16 protein-coding genes, 3 tRNA genes and 1 pseudogene are annotated in these 18,508 nt (G+C 38.9%); 7 read left to right on the top strand and 13 right to left on the bottom strand.

Annotated elements, in window-relative coordinates; genetic code table 11:
* Position 1 precedes the first annotated feature (1 nt).
* The gene (xdhC, locus tag AC056_RS06075) at positions 2–985 is read left to right on the top strand and encodes a xanthine dehydrogenase accessory protein XdhC (RefSeq protein ID WP_077163018.1); all 984 of its coding nucleotides are present in this window, start codon (positions 2–4) and stop codon (positions 983–985) included.
* Between the two features lie 10 nt (positions 986–995).
* On the opposite strand, the gene AC056_RS06070 is transcribed toward xdhC, so the two are convergent.
* From AC056_RS06070 to AC056_RS06045, 6 genes and pseudogenes are all read right to left on the bottom strand, one after another.
* Positions 996–1,691, bottom strand: a complete 696-nt coding sequence (locus AC056_RS06070; protein WP_077163017.1) for a Smr/MutS family protein — start codon at positions 1,689–1,691, stop codon at positions 996–998.
* Positions 1,692–1,700: 9 nt separating this feature from the next.
* Complete coding sequence (trpC, locus tag AC056_RS06065) at positions 1,701–2,507, bottom strand: indole-3-glycerol phosphate synthase TrpC (protein WP_077163016.1); 807 nt, start codon at positions 2,505–2,507, stop codon at positions 1,701–1,703.
* Between the two features lie 9 nt (positions 2,508–2,516).
* On the bottom strand, positions 2,517–3,566 hold the full coding sequence (trpD, locus tag AC056_RS06060) for an anthranilate phosphoribosyltransferase (protein ID WP_049064964.1): 1,050 nt from the start codon (positions 3,564–3,566) through the stop codon (positions 2,517–2,519).
* 9 nt (positions 3,567–3,575) lie between these two features.
* A complete protein-coding gene (locus AC056_RS06055; RefSeq protein WP_039250772.1) occupies positions 3,576–4,160 on the bottom strand; it encodes an anthranilate synthase component II in 585 nt (194 codons plus the stop codon).
* A 292-nt stretch (positions 4,161–4,452) separates the two neighbouring features.
* Complete coding sequence (locus AC056_RS06050; protein WP_077163015.1) at positions 4,453–6,255, bottom strand: aminopeptidase P family protein; 1,803 nt, start codon at positions 6,253–6,255, stop codon at positions 4,453–4,455.
* Positions 6,252–7,813, bottom strand: a pseudogene (locus AC056_RS06045) (peptide MFS transporter). The gene AC056_RS06050 and the pseudogene AC056_RS06045 overlap by 4 nt, the downstream one beginning before the upstream one ends.
* Before the next feature lie 702 nt (positions 7,814–8,515).
* Here AC056_RS06045 and glnA point away from each other — a divergent pair.
* The 5 genes from glnA (at position 8,516) to AC056_RS06020 (ending at position 13,163) form a co-directional block, all read left to right on the top strand.
* Positions 8,516–9,931 (top strand): type I glutamate--ammonia ligase, encoded by a 1,416-nt coding sequence (gene glnA, locus AC056_RS06040; RefSeq protein ID WP_171057781.1) that lies wholly within the window; start codon positions 8,516–8,518, stop codon positions 9,929–9,931.
* Positions 9,932–10,056: 125 nt separating this feature from the next.
* Positions 10,057–10,566, top strand: a complete 510-nt coding sequence (locus AC056_RS06035) for a chorismate--pyruvate lyase family protein (protein WP_049066535.1) — start codon at positions 10,057–10,059, stop codon at positions 10,564–10,566.
* Positions 10,563–11,441 carry a 4-hydroxybenzoate octaprenyltransferase gene (gene ubiA, locus AC056_RS06030; RefSeq protein WP_077163013.1) on the top strand — a complete coding sequence of 293 codons (879 nt, stop codon included), beginning with the start codon at positions 10,563–10,565 and terminating at the stop codon, positions 11,439–11,441. Before AC056_RS06035 ends, ubiA begins: the two co-directional genes overlap by 4 nt.
* Positions 11,442–11,551: 110 nt before the next feature.
* Positions 11,552–12,859 (top strand): alpha/beta hydrolase family protein, encoded by a 1,308-nt coding sequence (locus AC056_RS06025; protein ID WP_019457769.1) that lies wholly within the window; start codon positions 11,552–11,554, stop codon positions 12,857–12,859.
* Positions 12,860–12,962: 103 nt separating this feature from the next.
* On the top strand, positions 12,963–13,163 hold the full coding sequence (locus AC056_RS06020) for a hypothetical protein (protein WP_025465164.1): 201 nt from the start codon (positions 12,963–12,965) through the stop codon (positions 13,161–13,163).
* An 11-nt stretch (positions 13,164–13,174) separates the two neighbouring features.
* Here the strand turns inward: AC056_RS06020 and AC056_RS06015 are convergent, their stop codons facing one another.
* The 6 genes from AC056_RS06015 to AC056_RS05990 form a co-directional block, all read right to left on the bottom strand.
* On the bottom strand, positions 13,175–13,618 hold the full coding sequence (locus AC056_RS06015; RefSeq protein ID WP_004700388.1) for a DUF2726 domain-containing protein: 444 nt from the start codon (positions 13,616–13,618) through the stop codon (positions 13,175–13,177).
* Positions 13,619–13,674: 56 nt separating this feature from the next.
* Positions 13,675–13,750, bottom strand: a tRNA-Asn gene (locus tag AC056_RS06010).
* 181 nt (positions 13,751–13,931) lie between these two features.
* A tRNA-Asn gene (locus AC056_RS06005) sits at positions 13,932–14,007 on the bottom strand.
* Positions 14,008–14,015: 8 nt separating this feature from the next.
* Positions 14,016–14,091: transfer RNA gene (locus tag AC056_RS06000), tRNA-Asn, on the bottom strand.
* A 145-nt stretch (positions 14,092–14,236) separates the two neighbouring features.
* Positions 14,237–14,863 (bottom strand): superoxide dismutase, encoded by a 627-nt coding sequence (locus tag AC056_RS05995; RefSeq protein WP_004700390.1) that lies wholly within the window; start codon positions 14,861–14,863, stop codon positions 14,237–14,239.
* A 145-nt stretch (positions 14,864–15,008) separates the two neighbouring features.
* Positions 15,009–15,767 (bottom strand): Nif3-like dinuclear metal center hexameric protein, encoded by a 759-nt coding sequence (locus tag AC056_RS05990; RefSeq protein WP_077163012.1) that lies wholly within the window; start codon positions 15,765–15,767, stop codon positions 15,009–15,011.
* A gap of 194 nt (positions 15,768–15,961) precedes the next feature.
* On the opposite strand from AC056_RS05990, the gene AC056_RS05985 reads away from it, so the two are divergent.
* Positions 15,962–17,137, top strand: coding sequence for a S1C family serine protease (locus AC056_RS05985; protein ID WP_039250788.1), 1,176 nt, complete (start codon positions 15,962–15,964; stop codon positions 17,135–17,137).
* 49 nt (positions 17,138–17,186) lie between these two features.
* Here the strand turns inward: AC056_RS05985 and AC056_RS05980 are convergent, their stop codons facing one another.
* Positions 17,187–18,425 (bottom strand): multifunctional CCA addition/repair protein, encoded by a 1,239-nt coding sequence (locus tag AC056_RS05980; protein WP_077163011.1) that lies wholly within the window; start codon positions 18,423–18,425, stop codon positions 17,187–17,189.
* Positions 18,426–18,508: the final 83 nt, after the last annotated feature.

The raw sequence follows: 18,508 nt of genomic DNA, 5'->3' as shown, positions 1-18,508 counted from the left end.
TATGCAACATTTACAATGGTGGACTGATTTTGTGGCGTGGCAAGTCGATGCTCTGCCTATGGTATTGGTCACAGTAGTTCGCGCTGATGGTTCAACACCACGAGAAGTTGGTGCAACCATGTTATTGCGGTTTAATTTGCAACAGCAATGGCAGCAGTCAGATACGATCGGTGGCGGGCATCTAGAGTTTCAGGCTATTGATATTGCTAAAGCAATGTTAAGTGAAATGGAAACTTCAGTGATGCGTATTGAACGCTTTAACCTCAGTGCTCGGTTGGGACAGTGTTGTGGCGGGGTGATGTGGTTATTGTTTGAAAAAATATTACCCAGTGCGATCACATCGGATTTATCTGCGATTTTACAAGCATGGCGAGCTGGTCAGCGTATAGGGCGTAAAGTCTCACATCAATATGTGTCCACTTGGCAGACTATGGATATAGAACAACAACCAAGTTTCGAGTTTCATTCTGGCAGCAGTGAAGTATGGCAATTTAGCCAGCAGATAAAACCTTATGCTATGCAAGTGCTGATTTGTGGAGCAGGGCATGTGGGTGAAGCAATTGTTCGTTGTTTATTGCCTATTGGAGTTCGGGTGAAATGGATTGATCAGCGTGATGATATTTTTCCATCCGATTTACTGCAACAGGTGCAATGTATAACGACTGATACTTTAGACGCGGAGATCGAGCAATTTGATCGTTCGGGGGCAATTTTAATTTTAACGCACGATCATCAACTAGATTTGCAATTGTGTTTTACAGCCTTAAAACCTACGGCGAAACCATTTGCTTATGTCGGAATGATTGGTTCAAAAAGTAAAAGAGCTATTTTTGAAAAGCGTATGCAAGTACGTGGTTACACCCCAGAAACATTACAACGTTTGGTTTGCCCGATCGGGGTAGAAGGAATTTCATCGAAACAACCTGCAATGATTGCCATTGCAGTAGTTGCTCAATTATTGCAGGTGTTTGATGTAAAAAAATGATCCCAAAGGATCATTTTTTTTGTTCGAACTTTGGATTTTTTTCTGCGCGTTTAAGCAGCACGAGAACGGCACCTGTGCCACCTTGATTTTCTGGAGCACTTACAAAGGCTAAAACATCACGATGTTGGCGTAACCATCCGTTGACATAGGTTTTTAAGACCGCTTCGGGGCCTTTACCATGTACAATTTTAATGACATTTTGATTTTCATCTTTTGCCATCTGGATAATTTGTAAAACTGCGTCACGCGCTTGTTCAATGGTACAGCCGTGTAGATCTACAGCTTCAAACCAACGCATCTTGCCTGCTTTTAAGTCTTCAAACACCTTATGTTGAAGTGTTGCAATGCGATAGCTTAATGAAGCTTGGCTTGCGACTGGATTTAAAGCAGCTTGAGTGTCTGACAATTCAGCATGTTCGGTATCACGGCCACCTTCGGCAGCTGCACGTTTAGCTAGTGTTTGTGCATCGACTTTTTTGGCACGAGGTGGTTTGACATTAGCCACATTACTATTGTTGATGCGTTTAACACCTGCAACAGCTTGTTGAAACAAATGTGTATCTCCCAATTCTTCAGGCTCAGCCTGAGATTTTTTAGTCTCAGGCTGATTTGCGATTTTGCTTGAATGAGGATTGGAGATTTGCTTTTTAAATTGCTTCAATAATTTTTGTTGCTCTTTAGAAAGCGATGAATCTTTATTACTCATATATCTTCATTAAACCGTTTGAGGTTGTCCAAAAAGAGCAGTAAAAGCTTGATCTGGACGTGGTTGTTTCATAAAACTTTCGCCGACCAAGAAGCTGTGAATATCATGCTCTTGCATCATATGCACATCGTCTGGCGTCGCAATACCGCTTTCAGTAATTAATAAACGTGAGGCTGGAAGTAATTTTTTCAATCGGATAGACGTATTTAAATCTACATCAAACGTTTTTAAATTACGGTTATTCACACCTAATAAACATTGTTCAGAAAGCTTTAACGCGCGTTCCATTTCTTCTTCGTCATGAACTTCAACCAATACATCTAGTTGATGTTCAAACGCAGTTTTTGACATTTCTTCGAGTTGCTGGTCAGATAAACAAGCAACGATTAATAAAATACAGTCAGCATGCAAAGCACGTGCTTCAACTACATTGTATGGATCGACCAAGAAATCTTTACGCAAAGCAGGCAGGGCACAATGATTGCGAGCAATCGCAATATTTTCATCTGCACCCTGAAAGAAATCAACATCAGTCAGTACCGATAAACAGGCTGCTCCAGCTTGTTCATATTGCTGGGCAATTTCAGCAGGATTAAAATCCGCGCGAATAACTCCTTTTGATGGAGACGCTTTTTTAATTTCAGCAATTACACCCGGACGTTTATGTTTTAAAGCATTTGCAAAGCCACGCACTGGTGTTGCAGCTTTTGCTAATTCTTCAACATCTTGCAAATTACGTTGTTTTAAACGCGCAGCAAGTTCCTCATGTTTACGGTCAACAATTTTACCTAAAATGGTATTTTGAATATTAATCATGAGAAGTCCTTAATCTGCCTGGCATTGTTTTAATGTTTTGGTAAATTCAGCCAAAACACTCATTTTTTCTAAAGCTTGTCCGCCGTAAATAATATCTTGAGCGAAGGTAACAGCCTGAGCATAAGTTTTGGTAATACCCGCCACATAAATACCAGCACCCGCATTAAGCGCGATCATATTTGCTGCTTTTTCACCAATATCAGTTTTATTTTTACCTAATGCATCTTTAATCAGCTTTAAGCTGGAAGCAGCATCCGCAACCACTAAACCGTTTAAAGTTTGTGACTCAATCCCGACATCTTCAGGGGTAAGTGTCCATTCAGTAATTTCACCGTCTTTGAGTTCAGCAACAGTTGTAGGAGCTGCAAGGCTAATTTCATCAAGCCCATCTCTTGAATGAACCACCATCACATGTTCAGCACCAAGTTGCTTCATTACTTCGGCAATTGGACGACAAAGTTCATCTGAAAATACCCCAATCACAAAACGTTTTACACCAGCCGGATTCGTAAGCGGGCCAAGTAAATTAAAGATACTGCGAACACCAAGCTCTCTACGTGGTCCAACAGCATATTTCATTGCTTTGTGGTGGTTTGGAGCAAATAAAAACCCTACACCCATCTCACGGATACAGCGTTCAGTTTGTTGCATGTCTAAATCAAGATTAATACCTGCTTGCTCAAGTAAATCAGATGAACCTGATTTGCTTGAAACGCCACGGTTACCATGTTTGGCAATGGTTGCACCTGCCGCCGCAATTACAAAGCTTGAAGCGGTAGAGACATTAAATAAGTTTTGACCATCGCCACCCGTGCCGACAATGTCAACTAAATATTTGATATCACTGACATCAATTTTGATCGCAAATTCACGCATGACACGTGCAGCAGCAGTAATTTCGTCAATACTTTCACCTTTCATGCGAAGGCCCATCATCAAAGCACCAATTTGTGCTTCGGTTGCCTCACCTTGCATGATGCTACGCATAATGTCTTCCATTTGCGGCTGAGTCAGGTGAATATTTTTTGTTATATGGTTAAGTGCTTGTTGAATATTCATAGGGATCACTTATGCATAAATATCTAAAAAGTTTTTAAAGATTTGATGGCCATGTTGACTCAAGATTGATTCAGGATGGAACTGCACGCCTTCAACAGGCAATGTCTTATGTTTAACACCCATGATTTCTTCCATTGAGCCATCTGCTTCATTAGTCCAGCACGTTACTTCAAGGCAGTCAGGCAGAGTTTGCTGATCGATCACCAACGAATGATAACGAGTTGCCGAGAATGGGCTAGGGAGATTACTGAAAATACCTTTATTGCTATGGTACATATCAGATAAACGTCCGTGCATCACTGTTTTGGCTCTTACAATGTTTCCGCCAAAAGCTTGCCCAATACTTTGATGTCCTAAACACACGCCAAGCAAAGGAATTTTTCCGGCAAAGTGGTTAATTGCAGGAATTGAAATACCAGCTTCACTTGGGGAGCAAGGACCAGGACCAATAACCAGATATTTAGGTTGCCATCGTTCAATATCCTCTAATGTGACTTGATCATTGCGAACTACTTTTACTTCCTGATTCAACTCGCCAAAATACTGGACGATGTTGTAGGTAAAAGAGTCGTAATTGTCGATCATTAGAAGCATGATGAACTTAACCTCATGATAATTAATATATATTTAATAAGTGACTAAAATAGTTACCCATATTGATACCCGTTTTTAGAAAGGGCTTTCTAGATATATAAAATAAGAAGCCGCTTTCTAATGGGCTAATATAGCAAAAAAAGAAGTAACCAGTTTAACTATTTCATTCGTTAGAAATTTGCCAAAAAAAGCTTTGGGAATGGGTGCTTTTTAAAATTACAGTAAGTAGAAATAAGGCAAAATAAACTTGTATTGGAAATAAAAATTATTCTGCCTTATTCATAAAAGAAGATTAAATCTTACGTGTGTTATAAATCAGCCAATCTAAAACATCGCCAGACACGTGTTCAGCTAATCTTTCTTGAACAGTTTGATGGTAACCATTTAACCAATCTTTTTCTTCATTCGTTAGCAGATCAATAACGATACAATCTAAATGAATCGGGCAAAGGGTTAGCGTTTCAAACTCTAAAAATTCACCGTAAGTTTTTTCAAATCCAGAGTGGAGACGGTTTGCAACGAGATTTTCAATACGGATACCGTATTGTCCCTCATGGTAAAGACCTGGCTCGTTAGAAATAATCATTCCCGCGCGTAGTTTGCTATGGGCATGTATAGGCGCGTAATAAGAAAGAACTTGCGGACCTTCATGAACGTTAAGCGCAAAGCCTACGCCGTGGCCTGTTCCATGGCGATAATCTAAACCATGTTGCCATAAAGTATGACGACAAATTGAATCGAGTAGAGGAGCAGCTAAACCTTCTGGATAAATGGTTTTTGCCAAAGCAATATGACACTTTAAAACCAGAGTATAGTCACGTTTTTGTTGCTCTGTTGGTATCCCGATGGGAACAACACGGGTAATATCCGTTGTTCCATCACTATATTGCCCGCCAGAGTCAATTAGTAATAGGCCATCGCCTTGAATAAATGAGTAGTGTTCTTCAGTTGCACGGTAATGGGGTAGAGCACCATTGGCATTAAAGCCAGCAATCGTTGAAAAACTTGGGCCTATAAAACCCTCTTGCTCAGCACGGAAAGCTGTAATTTTCTCATCAATAGTCAACTCTGAAATGCTTTCACCATGATGAAGTGCTTTTTCCAACCAGTGAAAAAAGTGACATAGTGCAACCCCATCTTTCACCATGGCGTGACGGATATGAGCTATCTCACTTTCATGTTTACGCGATTTAAAAAGTGTACTTGGGTTGATGTCGTAGACAATCCGAATATCTTTTGCGATCGCTTGTTCATGAAAAACCGATACTTTCGCTGGATCTAAAAGCACTGAAGCATCAGAAATATTTGCTAAAAATTGAGCTGAATTTTGATAGTCACGGATCTCAATGCCATCTGCTTTGAAAGCCTGCTGAGTGATTGAATCGACTTTGTTGCTATCAATGAATAAAACAGCTTGTTGAGCACTGATATATAAATGCGAAAGGAATACTGGGTTATATTCTACATCTTGCCCACGTGCATTTAGGAGCCATGCAATATCATCTAAAGATGAAATAAAATGACCCGTAATATTCTTGTTAGCTAATGTCTCACGAAGCGCCTGAATTTTTTCTTTACGAGATAGTGCATTTAAGCCTTCGGACATTAAATGAATCTGCTCTGAAGGAAGTTCAGGGCGGTTGGACCAGATTGAACCGATTAAATCTTGCTGTGTTTCAAGTTTAAAACCGCGTTGTTTTGCTGTAGCTTCTAAAGCCTTAAATTGCTGGATTGAAAGCGTTTGACCGTTTACTGAAATAACTGAATCAGTTGATAAATTTTTCTCAATCCACGCGAGATGTGTTGAAGACTCATCACTGGTCAGCTTTTGTAATTGAAATCCAGTTCCAGCAAGTTGTTGTTCGGCTTGCACCCAATAGCGGCCATCTGCCCAGAGGCCAGCAAAGTTTTGAGTCACGACGAGTGTACCAACCGAACCATTAAAACCGCTTAACCACTGCCTTGCTTTCCAGTAGTCAGGTAAATACTCTGACATATGAGGATCTGCACTCATAACAATCAAAGCATCAACGTGTTGAGTGGTCATGAGTTCACGAAGTTTTGCTAGTTTTTCTGGAACAGTTAAGTCGGTCATATCGTTTCCAAATTAGGTTGAACTTTGTTGCTAGTTTTATTCATTAATTTATTCAGGGGTTTCTTTAATAAAAATAACACGATTGCGCCAATAACCAACGCCAATACGCAGCGCATAAATAAACTAGGTAAATGTTCGATCGCATCTGCTGAAACTTGTCCGCCAATTAGGCCTGCCATGAGATTACCTAAAGCAGTACCTGTAAACCATAGTCCCATAATTTGCCCACGAATTACATTTGGTGCAAGTTTGGTCATGGTCGATAAACCAATCGGACTTAGGCAGAGTTCTCCTAGCGTAAGTAAAAATAAACTGCCTACAATCCAAAATGGCGAAACCAAACCATCACTTATCGCAAAACGGCTAGCAAATGACATTACTAAAAATCCGCCTGCCGCAAGTAAAAGCGCAATAATAAATTTTGAAATGTAATTGGGGTCTTTATTCGATTTGCCTAGTTTTGCCCATAGCCATGCTGCAATTGGGGCAAAAATAATGATAAAAAAGGCATTAATAGACTGGAACCATACGGTTGGAATTTCAAAGCCTAAAACATTGCGGTTTGTATAGTCCTGAGCAAATAAATTAAAAGATGTTGGTTTTTGTTCAAAAGCAGACCAAAAAAGAGCGGAAGTGATCAATAGCACAAAACAAATAATAATTTTAAATTTGTCGTTTTGATCTAAATTAAGGAAAAGCAATAAATAAGCAAAGTAAGCAATAATTCCTAGGCCAATTCCTATGGTTAAGTAGGTTGCTACCACGACTGGGTTAATGTGGATAATCCCAAACAAAGTTAACGCAATAATCATCGCAACTACGAATAAAAAACTAAATACAATTTTGGGTGCATTTTTATTATCTACAACAGGTTTATTACAGGTGTTGGTTTCCTGACGTAACTCATTAAAAGTTTGAAGTTGCGGGAGTGCAAAAAAGCGGAAAATTAATAAAGCAATTAACATCCCGATGCCACCAATACCAAAGCCTAAATGCCAGCCATGATTTTGTACCAACAGTCCCGTTATGAGTGGGGCAATAAAAGACCCCATGTTAATTCCCATGTAAAAAATAGAAAAACCTGCATCACGCCTTGCGTCATGAGTTTTATATAGTGTTCCTACAATCACTGAAATACAGGTTTTAAATAATCCGGTACCTAAAACAATCAATACTAAACCTAAGTAAAAGAAAGACTGATTAAACAGAGAGCTAAGGGCAATTGATAAATGACCTAAGGCAATAATAATTGATCCATACCAGACAGCACGTGCTTGCCCTAACCAGTTATCTGCAACCCATCCACCAAAGACGGTCATTAAATACATTGAACCTGCAAATAACCCAACAATAGCGGCAGCCGTTGGTCGGTCGAGTGCTAGGCCACCCTCATTGACCATAGCAATCATGTAGAGAATAAGTAAAGGCTGGATACCATAATAAGAAAACCTTTCCCAAAGCTCTGTAAAAAATAAGCCTTGTAGCGGTTTAGGATGACCAAAAAATGCTTTATCTGGCTGTTTAAGTTCATGTTTCATTATTCAAATCCTTGAATGATTTTCTGTTTTTTTATAAACATAACTTTTAGTTTGATTATTTATAACCAAAATTTATATTTTATTTTTTAGTTATTTTTAATAATAAAAGCAAATTTACCTTGTATAAAAAAAGTGAATGAAAAAGAACATGAATAGTGTGGTTAGGGAGTAGGGATTAATTATGATCAGTGTTCATTTGCTGAATCAAAGAATTGCATAGTGCTAAAATGAAAGATAAGAATTCATAAAAATGAAAACTATTTATTAGATTGTTAGTAAACAGCAAAAAGCTTATTTGGGTCGTTTAATGAGTTAGCTTGACTCATTTAAGCATCGTAAAAATGAGTGAGATCTGTGACTTTAAGACCCGTAAAATTTTTTGTGTAATCTGATGACAATCTCAACATTATATATAAGAAAGTATTATGATCAGGAATGACTGTTAGAAATTGATGCAGTGGGTTATATCAGTGCAACAATTTTGCACTAAATTAGGGCAATAATGAGCTGTTTAAATATGCCATAATTTGAAAATGTGTGAATATGGTGCATTTGCACATTCAAACAGTATAATGGGTTCAAGACAAGGGGCCTAAATCATGAATAGATATAAGTAATTCAATGTTTTAGGTAAGTCTTATAAAGTTGGTATGAGAATTGCTTTATAAATACCAGCAACTAACACGCACTCAACAAGTGCAACAAAATTTCATTGGAGCAAAATGAGCATGGCGAACAAGGTCCTTCAACTCATACAAGAAAGTGGCGCAAAATGGGTCGATTTTCGCTTTACTGATACTAAGGGTAAAGAACAGCATGTAACTTACCCAGCTGATTCTATTGATGAAGATACTTTTGAAGACGGTAAAATGTTTGATGGTTCTTCAATCGCTGGTTGGAAAGGCATTGAAGCGTCTGACATGATCTTACGTCCAGATGCAGAAACTGGTTTCATCGACCCGTTCTTTGCTGAACCAACTGTAGTTGTGACTTGTGACGTTATTGAACCTTCAACTGGTCAAGGTTATGAGCGTGACCCACGTTCGATTGCTCGCCGTGCAGAAGAATATTTAAAATCTACAGGTATCGGTGATACTGCATTCTTCGGTCCAGAACCAGAATTCTTTGTATTTGACGAAGTGAAATGGGACATCGATATGTCTGGCGCTCGTCATACATTAATCGCTGAAGAAGCTGCTTGGTCTACTGGTAACAGCTATGAGTCTGGTAACTCTGGTCACCGTCCACGTGTGAAAGGCGGTTACTTCCCAGTTCCTCCAGTTGATTCTTCACAAGATATGCGTGCAGAAATGTGTGCAAAAATCGAAGACATCATGGGTCCAGGTCGTGTAGAAGTACATCACCACGAAGTTGCTTCTTGCCAGTTAGAAATTGGTGTGAGCTTCAATACTCTTGTTCGTAAAGCTGACGAAGTTCAACAGTTCAAATATGCTGTTTGGAACGTTGCACATCAATATGCAAAAACAGCTACGTTTATGCCTAAACCAATGGTAGGTGATAACGGTTCTGGTATGCACGTTCACATGTCTATCTCTAAAGATGGCAAGAACTTGTTTGCTGGTGATGAATATGCAGGCCTTTCAGAAATGGCATTGTACTTCATCGGTGGTATCATCAAGCACGCTCGTGCATTGAATGCAATCACAAACCCATCTACAAACTCGTACAAGCGTTTGGTTCCTCACTTCGAAGCACCAATTATGCTTGCTTACTCAGCACGTAACCGTTCTGCGTCTATCCGTATTCCATACGTTTCTAGCCCTAAAGGTAAGCGTATCGAAGCTCGTTTCCCAGACCCAATGATGAACCCGTACTTAGGTTTCGCTGCATTATTAATGGCTGGTATCGACGGTATCCAAAACAAGATCCATCCGGGCGAAGCTGCTGACAAGAACTTGTATGATCTTCCTCCAGAAGAAGAAGCAAAAATCCCAACAGTTGCTCATAGCTTAGATATGGCTCTTGAAGCACTTCAAGCAGATCACGAATTCTTGTTAAAAGGCGGCGTGTTCACTAAAGAAATGCTTGATGCATACATCGAACTTAAAACTGAAGATGTACGTCGTCTTAACACGACTACTCACCCAGTTGAATTCGATATGTACTACAGCTTGTAATACGTATTTCGTAAAAAAGCCTGCTTATGCAGGCTTTTTTATTGCTTGGAATGTTGATTGAATTCTCTACGTTTTTTATCAAAAAATTGGGGTAAACTAGGTGCGAGTTTTCATGTGAGCAGATTATGCGTAAACGTCAACCAGTACTTAAACAGGAACAAGTTTTAAATCCTGCATTGAAAACATGGTTGTATGCGTCTGGTTCTCTGACACAACAATTGACTGAACTTGGCGGTGGACAGTTCAGCGTAAAACCTTTCAAAGAACATTTTCAACGGTTAACTTTTGCAGACAGTCAATGGATGAATATGCCTCATACCCACACTTCATGGGTGAGGGAAACTTATTTATATGGTTGTGAAGTAGAGCCGTGGGTTAAAGCAAAAAGTATTTTTCCAATTCAAAGCTTACAAAAAAAAGCCCGTATATTTCAGCATATTGGTTCTAAACCGATAGGCCGGTTTTTATTTCAAAGAACAACCCCACTGTGTGATCGCCGTGTTATTCGCTTACCAGAAGGCTGGACGCGACAAAGTTGCTATACTTGGCATGGGTGTAAATTTATTGTTCAAGAAACATTCTTACCAGCTTTTGAAGCTTTTTTATATCAGCAGCACGACAAGGAATTACTATGACGACTGCAACAGGTACAACATGGCGTCAGCGTTTAGAAGCTTATTATTATCTATGTCGATTTGATAAGCCAATTGGAACCGAACTGGTGTTTTGGCCAACCATGTGGGCACTTTGGGTTGCATCAAAAGGAATACCTCATTTAGATATTCTATTCGTCATGATTTTAGGCGTCATTTTTATGCGCGCCGCTGGATGTGCTATTAATGACTTTGCTGATCGTAAAGTAGATGGTCATGTAGAGCGTACAAAAACACGTCCTTTAGCAACGGGTGTTATCCGTGCAAGGGAAGCAGTATATGTCTTCTTGGGCCTTGTTTTAGCAAGCGCATGTCTTTTGTTTTTTTTACCTATAGAAACTTTCTACTGGTCATTTGGAGCATTATTTTTAGCGTTTATTTATCCATTTATGAAACGCTATACCAACTTGCCACAGGTATTTTTAGGAGCGGCATTTTCATGGTCGATTCCTATGGCTTTTACTGCTGTAGGTAAAACTCCAGATCTAACTTGTTGGTTGCTCTATTTTGGAAATTTGGCTTGGACAGTGGCTTATGACACTCAATACGCAATTACAGACCGTGAATATGATTTAAAAATTGGCGTGAAATCTACCGCTATTCTTTTTGGGCGTTATGACATCCAAATTATTGCACTTTTACAAGTAACCAGCCTTGTTTTGATTGGAAGCGCATTATATTTAGAAAATATTTTATTTCCATGGGCTATCATTGCTTTGGTTTTAGTGGCATTCGATTTTGTATATCAAACAATTAAAACCAAAGACCGCAATCCTCAGGTTTGTTTCTGGGCATTCCGTCACAATCGCTGGGTTGGATTAATCATTTTTCTAGGAATATTTTTAAATTTCATATAGTAAAAATGACCGTAAGGTTGAAAAGTGTTCTATGCAGAGCACTTTTTTTATGTCTTAATATTTGTGCATAAAAAATATGCGGAATAAATAACACATAAAAAGGATATTTTATGAAACGGTCAAACATTGCTTTAGCTATAACATTATCAGTTTCAGCATTATTTCTTACAGCGTGTAATGACAATAATGATGACTATATTGGTGTAAATCCTGATCAAACGTATATTTCTGAGAAAACTTATTCTCAAGATAGTTTAAGCGGTGCCGCATCTATTAAAGTTATGACTTATAACATGGAGAATGTACAAGGCAAAACTGCTCAAGCAACAGCTCTTGTTATGTTCCCTAAAATTGCACAACCTAAAGATGGCTATCGGGTGGTGGTATGGGAGCATGGAACAGTAGGTGTAGGAGATGGCTGTGCACCAAGCAATAATACAATTAATCCACGTTTCAAAATTTTAGCGGATACATTATTGGCGGCAGGCTATGTTGTGATTGCCCCAGATTATGAAGGTTTAGGTACGCGTGGAATGCATCCATACCTTAATTTGGGAAGTGAAGCTAAATCTGCAATTGCAGCAGTTAAAGCGGCAAAAGATCACTATGGTAATCAGCTAAACGGCGCATGGATGTCGATTGGGCAGTCTCAAGGTGGGCATGCTTCACTAGGTACTGCGGAATTTGCAAATAACGACACCAACTATAAAGGTGCAGTTGCAACGGCACCAGCTTCTAGTCTTGGCTATATTATTTCTGTAGTTGCACCACAAGCAATTCAAGATATTCTTAAAAAAGAGCAAGCTGGTACAGCACCTATTGGTACGGCTGTCGAAGTTTATGCTGAGCTACTTGCATATGCTGCATATACCACAGTAGGTATTACGGCTTATGAGCCTAAATTTAATTATCGTGAGATTTTCCAACAACGTTCACAAAGTATTGCTGAGTTCGCAGAGGGAACCACAGGCGAAAATGGTATGTGCTTAACCGATTTACATAATAAATTTGCGGCTGATATTCGTGATTATCTTGCGACTAATGCTGGTAAAATAGTTACAGATTATCCAGGTTTAGCGGGTAATTTCCAAGAAAACCCAACTGTGAAAAAATTCTTGGCTGATAACCAGCCTGCGACTAAAAAAATTAATTCACCTGTCATGATCGTTCAAGGTACTGCTGATATGGCTGTACCATATCCAGTTACAGATGCCTTGCAAAATGGTCTTAAAAAAATGGGAACTGATGTGACATTTGTACCTGTTCTAGGAGCTGCTCACACTCAAGCGATTGTATGTAGAAATGCTGAAATTTATCAATTTGTTCAATCTAAGATGCCAGCTAAAACAAATATAGTGCTTGATCCATCGGTAATAGATGCTAGTAAAAATGTTGAATGTACAGGATTAGCACAATAAGTGTGTATTTAAAATATTCAAATTAAAAGGGTCCAAAAGTGGGCCCTTTTTGTTATATTGTTACGCATTCTGAAAATTGATACCGTTCGAGTTTAAAACACTTATGAGCCAGCAACCTGTTGAAAAAAAGTCTGTTCCTTGGTTATTAATGGGATTAGGTTTGCTTATTCCTTTTTTGATTATTGGGATACTTTTCTTTGCTGCAAAGAGTGATGCTAAGAATAAAAAGCAGTATGAGCAGCAACGTCTAGAAATGGAAAAAAGAATAGCGGAGAAAGAAGCTGCAGGTTCTGAAAAGAAATAATAGCAGTGCTGTTAATGAATATCCTTTTGTAGCTGGCGTACGCTAGGGATGCTTGTATAACGTTTTACGATATATCCTGCTTCTGTAAGCATTTGATCACGCATACGGTCTTCTTCTACTTTCTCAAGATGGGTAGGGTCGTCTAACTCAATGATTGCGATGACTTCCATTTTGTCGTTTAGCACAACAAAGTCGGTAACTTTACGGTTGAACTGACTACGAACTTTATAATCATTACTGGTAATCAAAGCACTAAAAGCCACTTGAGCTAAAACATGGTAACTAGGGAAACTCTGTTTCAAACGGATAAACATCTGAGTTTCAAAATTGGTAATGACAGGGCGGGCAAAGAATTTTTGTTTTTGAAATAAATAGGGACGTAAACAAACGACAAGAAAAATGCAGGTGCTTAAGCAGCCTAAAATAATAAAAAATAAATGACTCGATTCGAACATGTGACAACATCATACAAATAAAAACCCACTCGTAATGAGTGGGTTTTTAAGAATCTTGGCTCTCCCACCTGGGCTCGAACCAGGGACCTGCGGATTAACAGTCCGTCGCTCTACCGACTGAGCTATGGGAGAATCTGGAAAAGGATTTTAGGGAGGAAAGGGAGCTAGGTCAAGGGTTAATAAGAGAATTAAAGGGAATATCTAATCGTTTGGCTTAAAAATACACGAAACATTGATTTTATTCAAAATAATGGAAAATTATTAAATCATTAGAAAAGAAAAAGCCCACAATAAATGTGGGCTTTTAGAATCTTGGCTCTCCCACCTGGGCTCGAACCAGGGACCTGCGGATTAACAGTCCGTCGCTCTACCGACTGAGCTATGGGAGATTAGTAGATGGCTCTCCAACCTGGGCTCGAACCAGGGACCTGCGGATTAACAGTCCGTCGCTCTACCGACTGAGCTATTGGAGAATCTGATGCGCATTTTATGGATGAAATCTAAATGCGTCAATAAGAATATTAAAGAAAATGAATCGTTTGCTTGATTAATATGCTTTTACTGCACTAAAAACAAAAAACCACCCTAAAAAGGGTGGTTTTTTATAAAGAAATAAAATTATTTCTCTACACCAGCGGGTTGACCTGCAAGTTTTGCATTTGCATAGTCCCAGTTCACAAGGCTTTCTAAGAAAGTTGAAATGTATTTAGGACGTAAGTTACGGAAATCGATGTAGTAAGCATGTTCCCATACGTCAATTGTTAATACAGCAATTTGGCCATGAGCAAGTGGAGTGTCTGCATTAGAAGTTTTAGTAATAGAAAGTTTACCGTTTACTTCATCAGCAACTAACCAAGCCCAACCTGAACCGAACTGAGTTGTTGCAGCAGCAGCGAATTCTTCTGCAAATTTTTCGTAGCTACCGAAAGCTTCGTCAATTTTAGCAGCGATTGCGCCAGTAGGCTTACCACCACCATTTGGTTTCATGCTGTTCCAGTAGAAAGTGTGGTTCCAAACTTGAGCAGCATTGTTGAAAATACCAGCTTTAGAAGCATCACCAGCAGTTGCTTTAATGATTTCTTCTAAAGTTTTACCTTCAAGGTCAGTGCCTTTAATTAAGTTGTTTAAGTTAACAACATAGGTATTGTGGTGTTTGTCATGATGGTATTCTAAAGTTTCTTTACTGATATGTGGCGCTAAATCATCATAGCCATATGGAAGTGCAGGTAAAGTAATGGTTGTCATGTTCCTATTCCTTGCATTTGCTGGGTTATACAATTAAGTGGCTCTATTGTAAATGATTCTGGTAACAATAGGGCATCGTTTTAAAGAACTATACACAATAAAGATCTAATTAATACGCATAACACAGATTGAAAAAAAGACTTAATTAAATCGGATTATTCAATTCAAAATATTCAGCTTCAATTGCAAATTGTTTTGAAATGGCTTGGGCCAAACGTTGAACACCATAACGTTCGGTTGCATGGTGACCACAGGCAAAATAATGAACACCTAATTCTTTAGCTTCGTAAAAAGTTCGTTCACTCACTTCACCAGAAATATAAGCATCACAGTTTTGTAACGCCGCTTTAGAAATATAATCTTGAGCACCACCTGTACAGAAGCCTATTTTTTGAATAGTTTGTTTTTCTGCCGGTAAGTGAATAACCTTAAAATCAAAGCTATTTTGTAGTTTTGTTTTAAATTCCTCTACAGAAAGGGCTTGTTCTAAATAACCGATATTACCAATCGGATGTTTTTCGGTTAAATCAAGAGGTTCTAAATTCTGTAAATTTAATTTTTCTGCAATCGCTACATTGTTGCCCAAAGTTGGGTGCGCATCTAACGGCAGATGGTAAGCGACTAATGAAATATTATTTTGAATGAGTTTTTTAATGCGTTTACCTCGCATTCCTGTAATTGGGTACGGTTCGCCTTTCCAAAAATAACCGTGGTGCACGAGTAATAAGTCTGCATTTTGAGCAATTGCTGCATCAATAGCATCTTCGGAAGCAGTAACGGCACAAACGATACGTTTTACTTCAGTTGAACCTTCAATTTGCAGGCCATTTGGTGCGTAATCTTTAAATTCTGCCGCTTTTAAGGTTTGATCACACCACTGAATAATTTCATGCAAATTCGCCATGATATTTCCTGAATTGAGTAGTAAATAATTGCTAAAGCTATAGAAACATATTTTGTTGTGTAACTAAAGCTAGACAAATCTTTTTTGACTTTTTTATGTATATCGACATATTTAATTTAAAATGCGTAATTGAAAACTCTTTTTGTTCAATATATTAATTTAATTAAAAACTTCTTTTCGTAGAGGATATGAACGTGCGCCGCACCTTTACATGGTTACCTTGGGTGTTACTTATTATTGTAATTGCCAGTTTTATCGCATGGCAGAAATACCATCGGCCGAAGCCAACTGTTGCAGTTGATGGTGTGCAAATGCCTGCTGAGAAAGTTGAACCACTGGTGGATACTTCTCGACCGGGCGGAGTAGTGTCCTATAGCGCTGCTGTAAAAGTTGCAGCGCCGGCAGTTGTGAATATTTTTACGACCCAGAAAGTTAAACAAAATCATCCTTTATTGAGTGACCCTGTCTTCCGTGAATTTTTTGGAAATCAGGTTCCTGAACAACAACAGCAAAATGAAAATAGCTTAGGATCTGGTGTTATTGTTCGTGCCGATGGTTATATCTTGACGAATAATCATGTGATTGCTCAAGCTGACCAGATTGTAGTTGCTTTACATGACGGACGTCGTGCCGTAGCTACAATTGTCGGGACAGATCCTGATACAGATTTGGCAGTGATTAAAATTGATTTAGATAAGTTACCAGTATTGCCATTTAAATTGAGTGGTAATGAGGTTGGTGATGTTGTCTTAGCAATTGGTAATCCATTTGGTGTGGGTCAAACAGTAACTCAGGGAATTGTTTCCGCAACTGGTCGCTCAGATTTAGGAATCAATACTTACGAAGACTTTATTCAAACAGATGCTGCAATTAACCCAGGTAACTCGGGTGGTGCGTTAATTGATGTCGCAGGTAACTTGATTGGTGTAAATACTGCTATTTTCTCGCAATCTGGTGGTTCATTAGGTATTGGTTTTGCGATTCCTGCTAAAGTTTGCCAACAAGTACTCAACTCTATTTTAAAAGATGGTCGTGTAGTCCGTGGTTGGTTAGGTATTAGTTTACTTCCACCTACGCAAGATGATGTATTAGCACCAAAACAACAGGTCGGAGTTGTAGTTGCTGATGTATTGAAAAATGGTCCAGCAGCTTCAGCTGGTATTAAAGTTGGCGATAAGATTGTTCAAGTAAATAATGAACAGATCACTTCAGCTTCTCACTTAATTAACTATGTGGCTTTACAAGCACCAAATAGCGAAATTAATGTACTGGTTGAACGAGATGGTAAACAACAAAACTTTGTTGTGACTGTAGGGGAGCGTAAAGCGCAAAACACCCAATCTCAGTATATTCCACTTCCAAAACGTTAAAATCTAAATAAAAAAAGCCTCGTAAAGAGGCTTTTTTTATGATTACTCATTAGGAATGACTAACACTTTGATGCTGATTTTTAAATTCAGTTAAAGCTTCAATTCGATATTGAATGAGCATTTCACCAATTTCAGCACCTTTAATATTTTCAGGTAAATTCTGAACTTTGATTGAGCGAACGATTTGCATGGCTTCAAGCATATATTGAGCTTGAGGATAAGGACGATCTTCTAATCCTAATCTTCCTTTTGCATCACATTCACACGCTTGTACAAAAGCTTCTACTCTTTCAGGACGACGTAAAACATCTAGACGTTGTAATAGACGCCATAAAGTGCCTGGTTTTAAGGACATAATCTGGTGGCATTTTAAATGTTCTTTGCACACTGATAATGCCAACTGCTTGGTCTGAGTTGGAACTCGTAAACGTTCACACAACTCAGTAACTGGTTTAATGCCACGCTCTTCATGCATGATATGGCGAGGAAGCTCATCAGCAGGGGTCAATGCTTTACCAAGATCATGCACTAAAACAGCAAAACGCACGTCGAGTGAATAATTGGATTTACAAGCTTGTTGTAATGACATAAGAGTATGAATACCACAATCTACTTCTGGATGATATTCAGGACGCTGAGGTACACCAAATAAAGCATCAATTTCAGGGAAAAGATGTTTTAACGCCCCACAATCACGCAGAGTTTGGAAGTAAATGTCTGCATGAGTTTCCATTAAAGCACGAGAAGTTTCCTTCCAAACACGTTCTGGCGTTAATGCATCTAGTTCACCTGACTCCGCCATAGTTTGCATAAGTTGCAAAGTCTCAGTAGCAATTTGAAAACCATATGGGAAATATCGTGCTGCAAAACGAGCCACACGTAAAACTCTTAAAGGGTCTTCAGCAAAAGCTTCTGAAACATGGCGTAGAGTTTTATTCTCTAAGTCGCTTTGCCCACCATATGGATCATATATTTTGCCGTCTTGATCCATGGCTATTGCATTAATGGTTAAATCACGACGAATTAAGTCATCTTCTAAGCTTACAGTGGTATCAGTAAAGAATTGAAATCCGTGATAGCCCTGACCTGACTTCCGTTCGGTTCGTGCAAGTGCGTATTCTTCTTTGGTTTGGGGATGAAGAAACACAGGGAAATCTTTGCCTACAGGTTGGAAACCTTGGGCGAGCATGTGTTCCGGCGTTGCACCGACCACAACATAGTCTTTTTCTTGATAGGGATGCCCAAGTAAATAATCTCGAACAGCACCGCCTACTAAATACACTTGCATGAAAAAACCTCTATTCTTCAAGCAATCATGCTACAGAATAGAGGTTTTCTCAAGTCATTAGAAACGCTTTTCGTAAAAAGCAG

It is taken from the genome of Acinetobacter genomosp. 33YU (assembly GCF_001990725.1).
Lineage (GTDB): Bacteria > Pseudomonadota > Gammaproteobacteria > Pseudomonadales > Moraxellaceae > Acinetobacter > Acinetobacter seifertii.
This window is presented reverse-complemented; position numbering and strand designations above follow the sequence as displayed.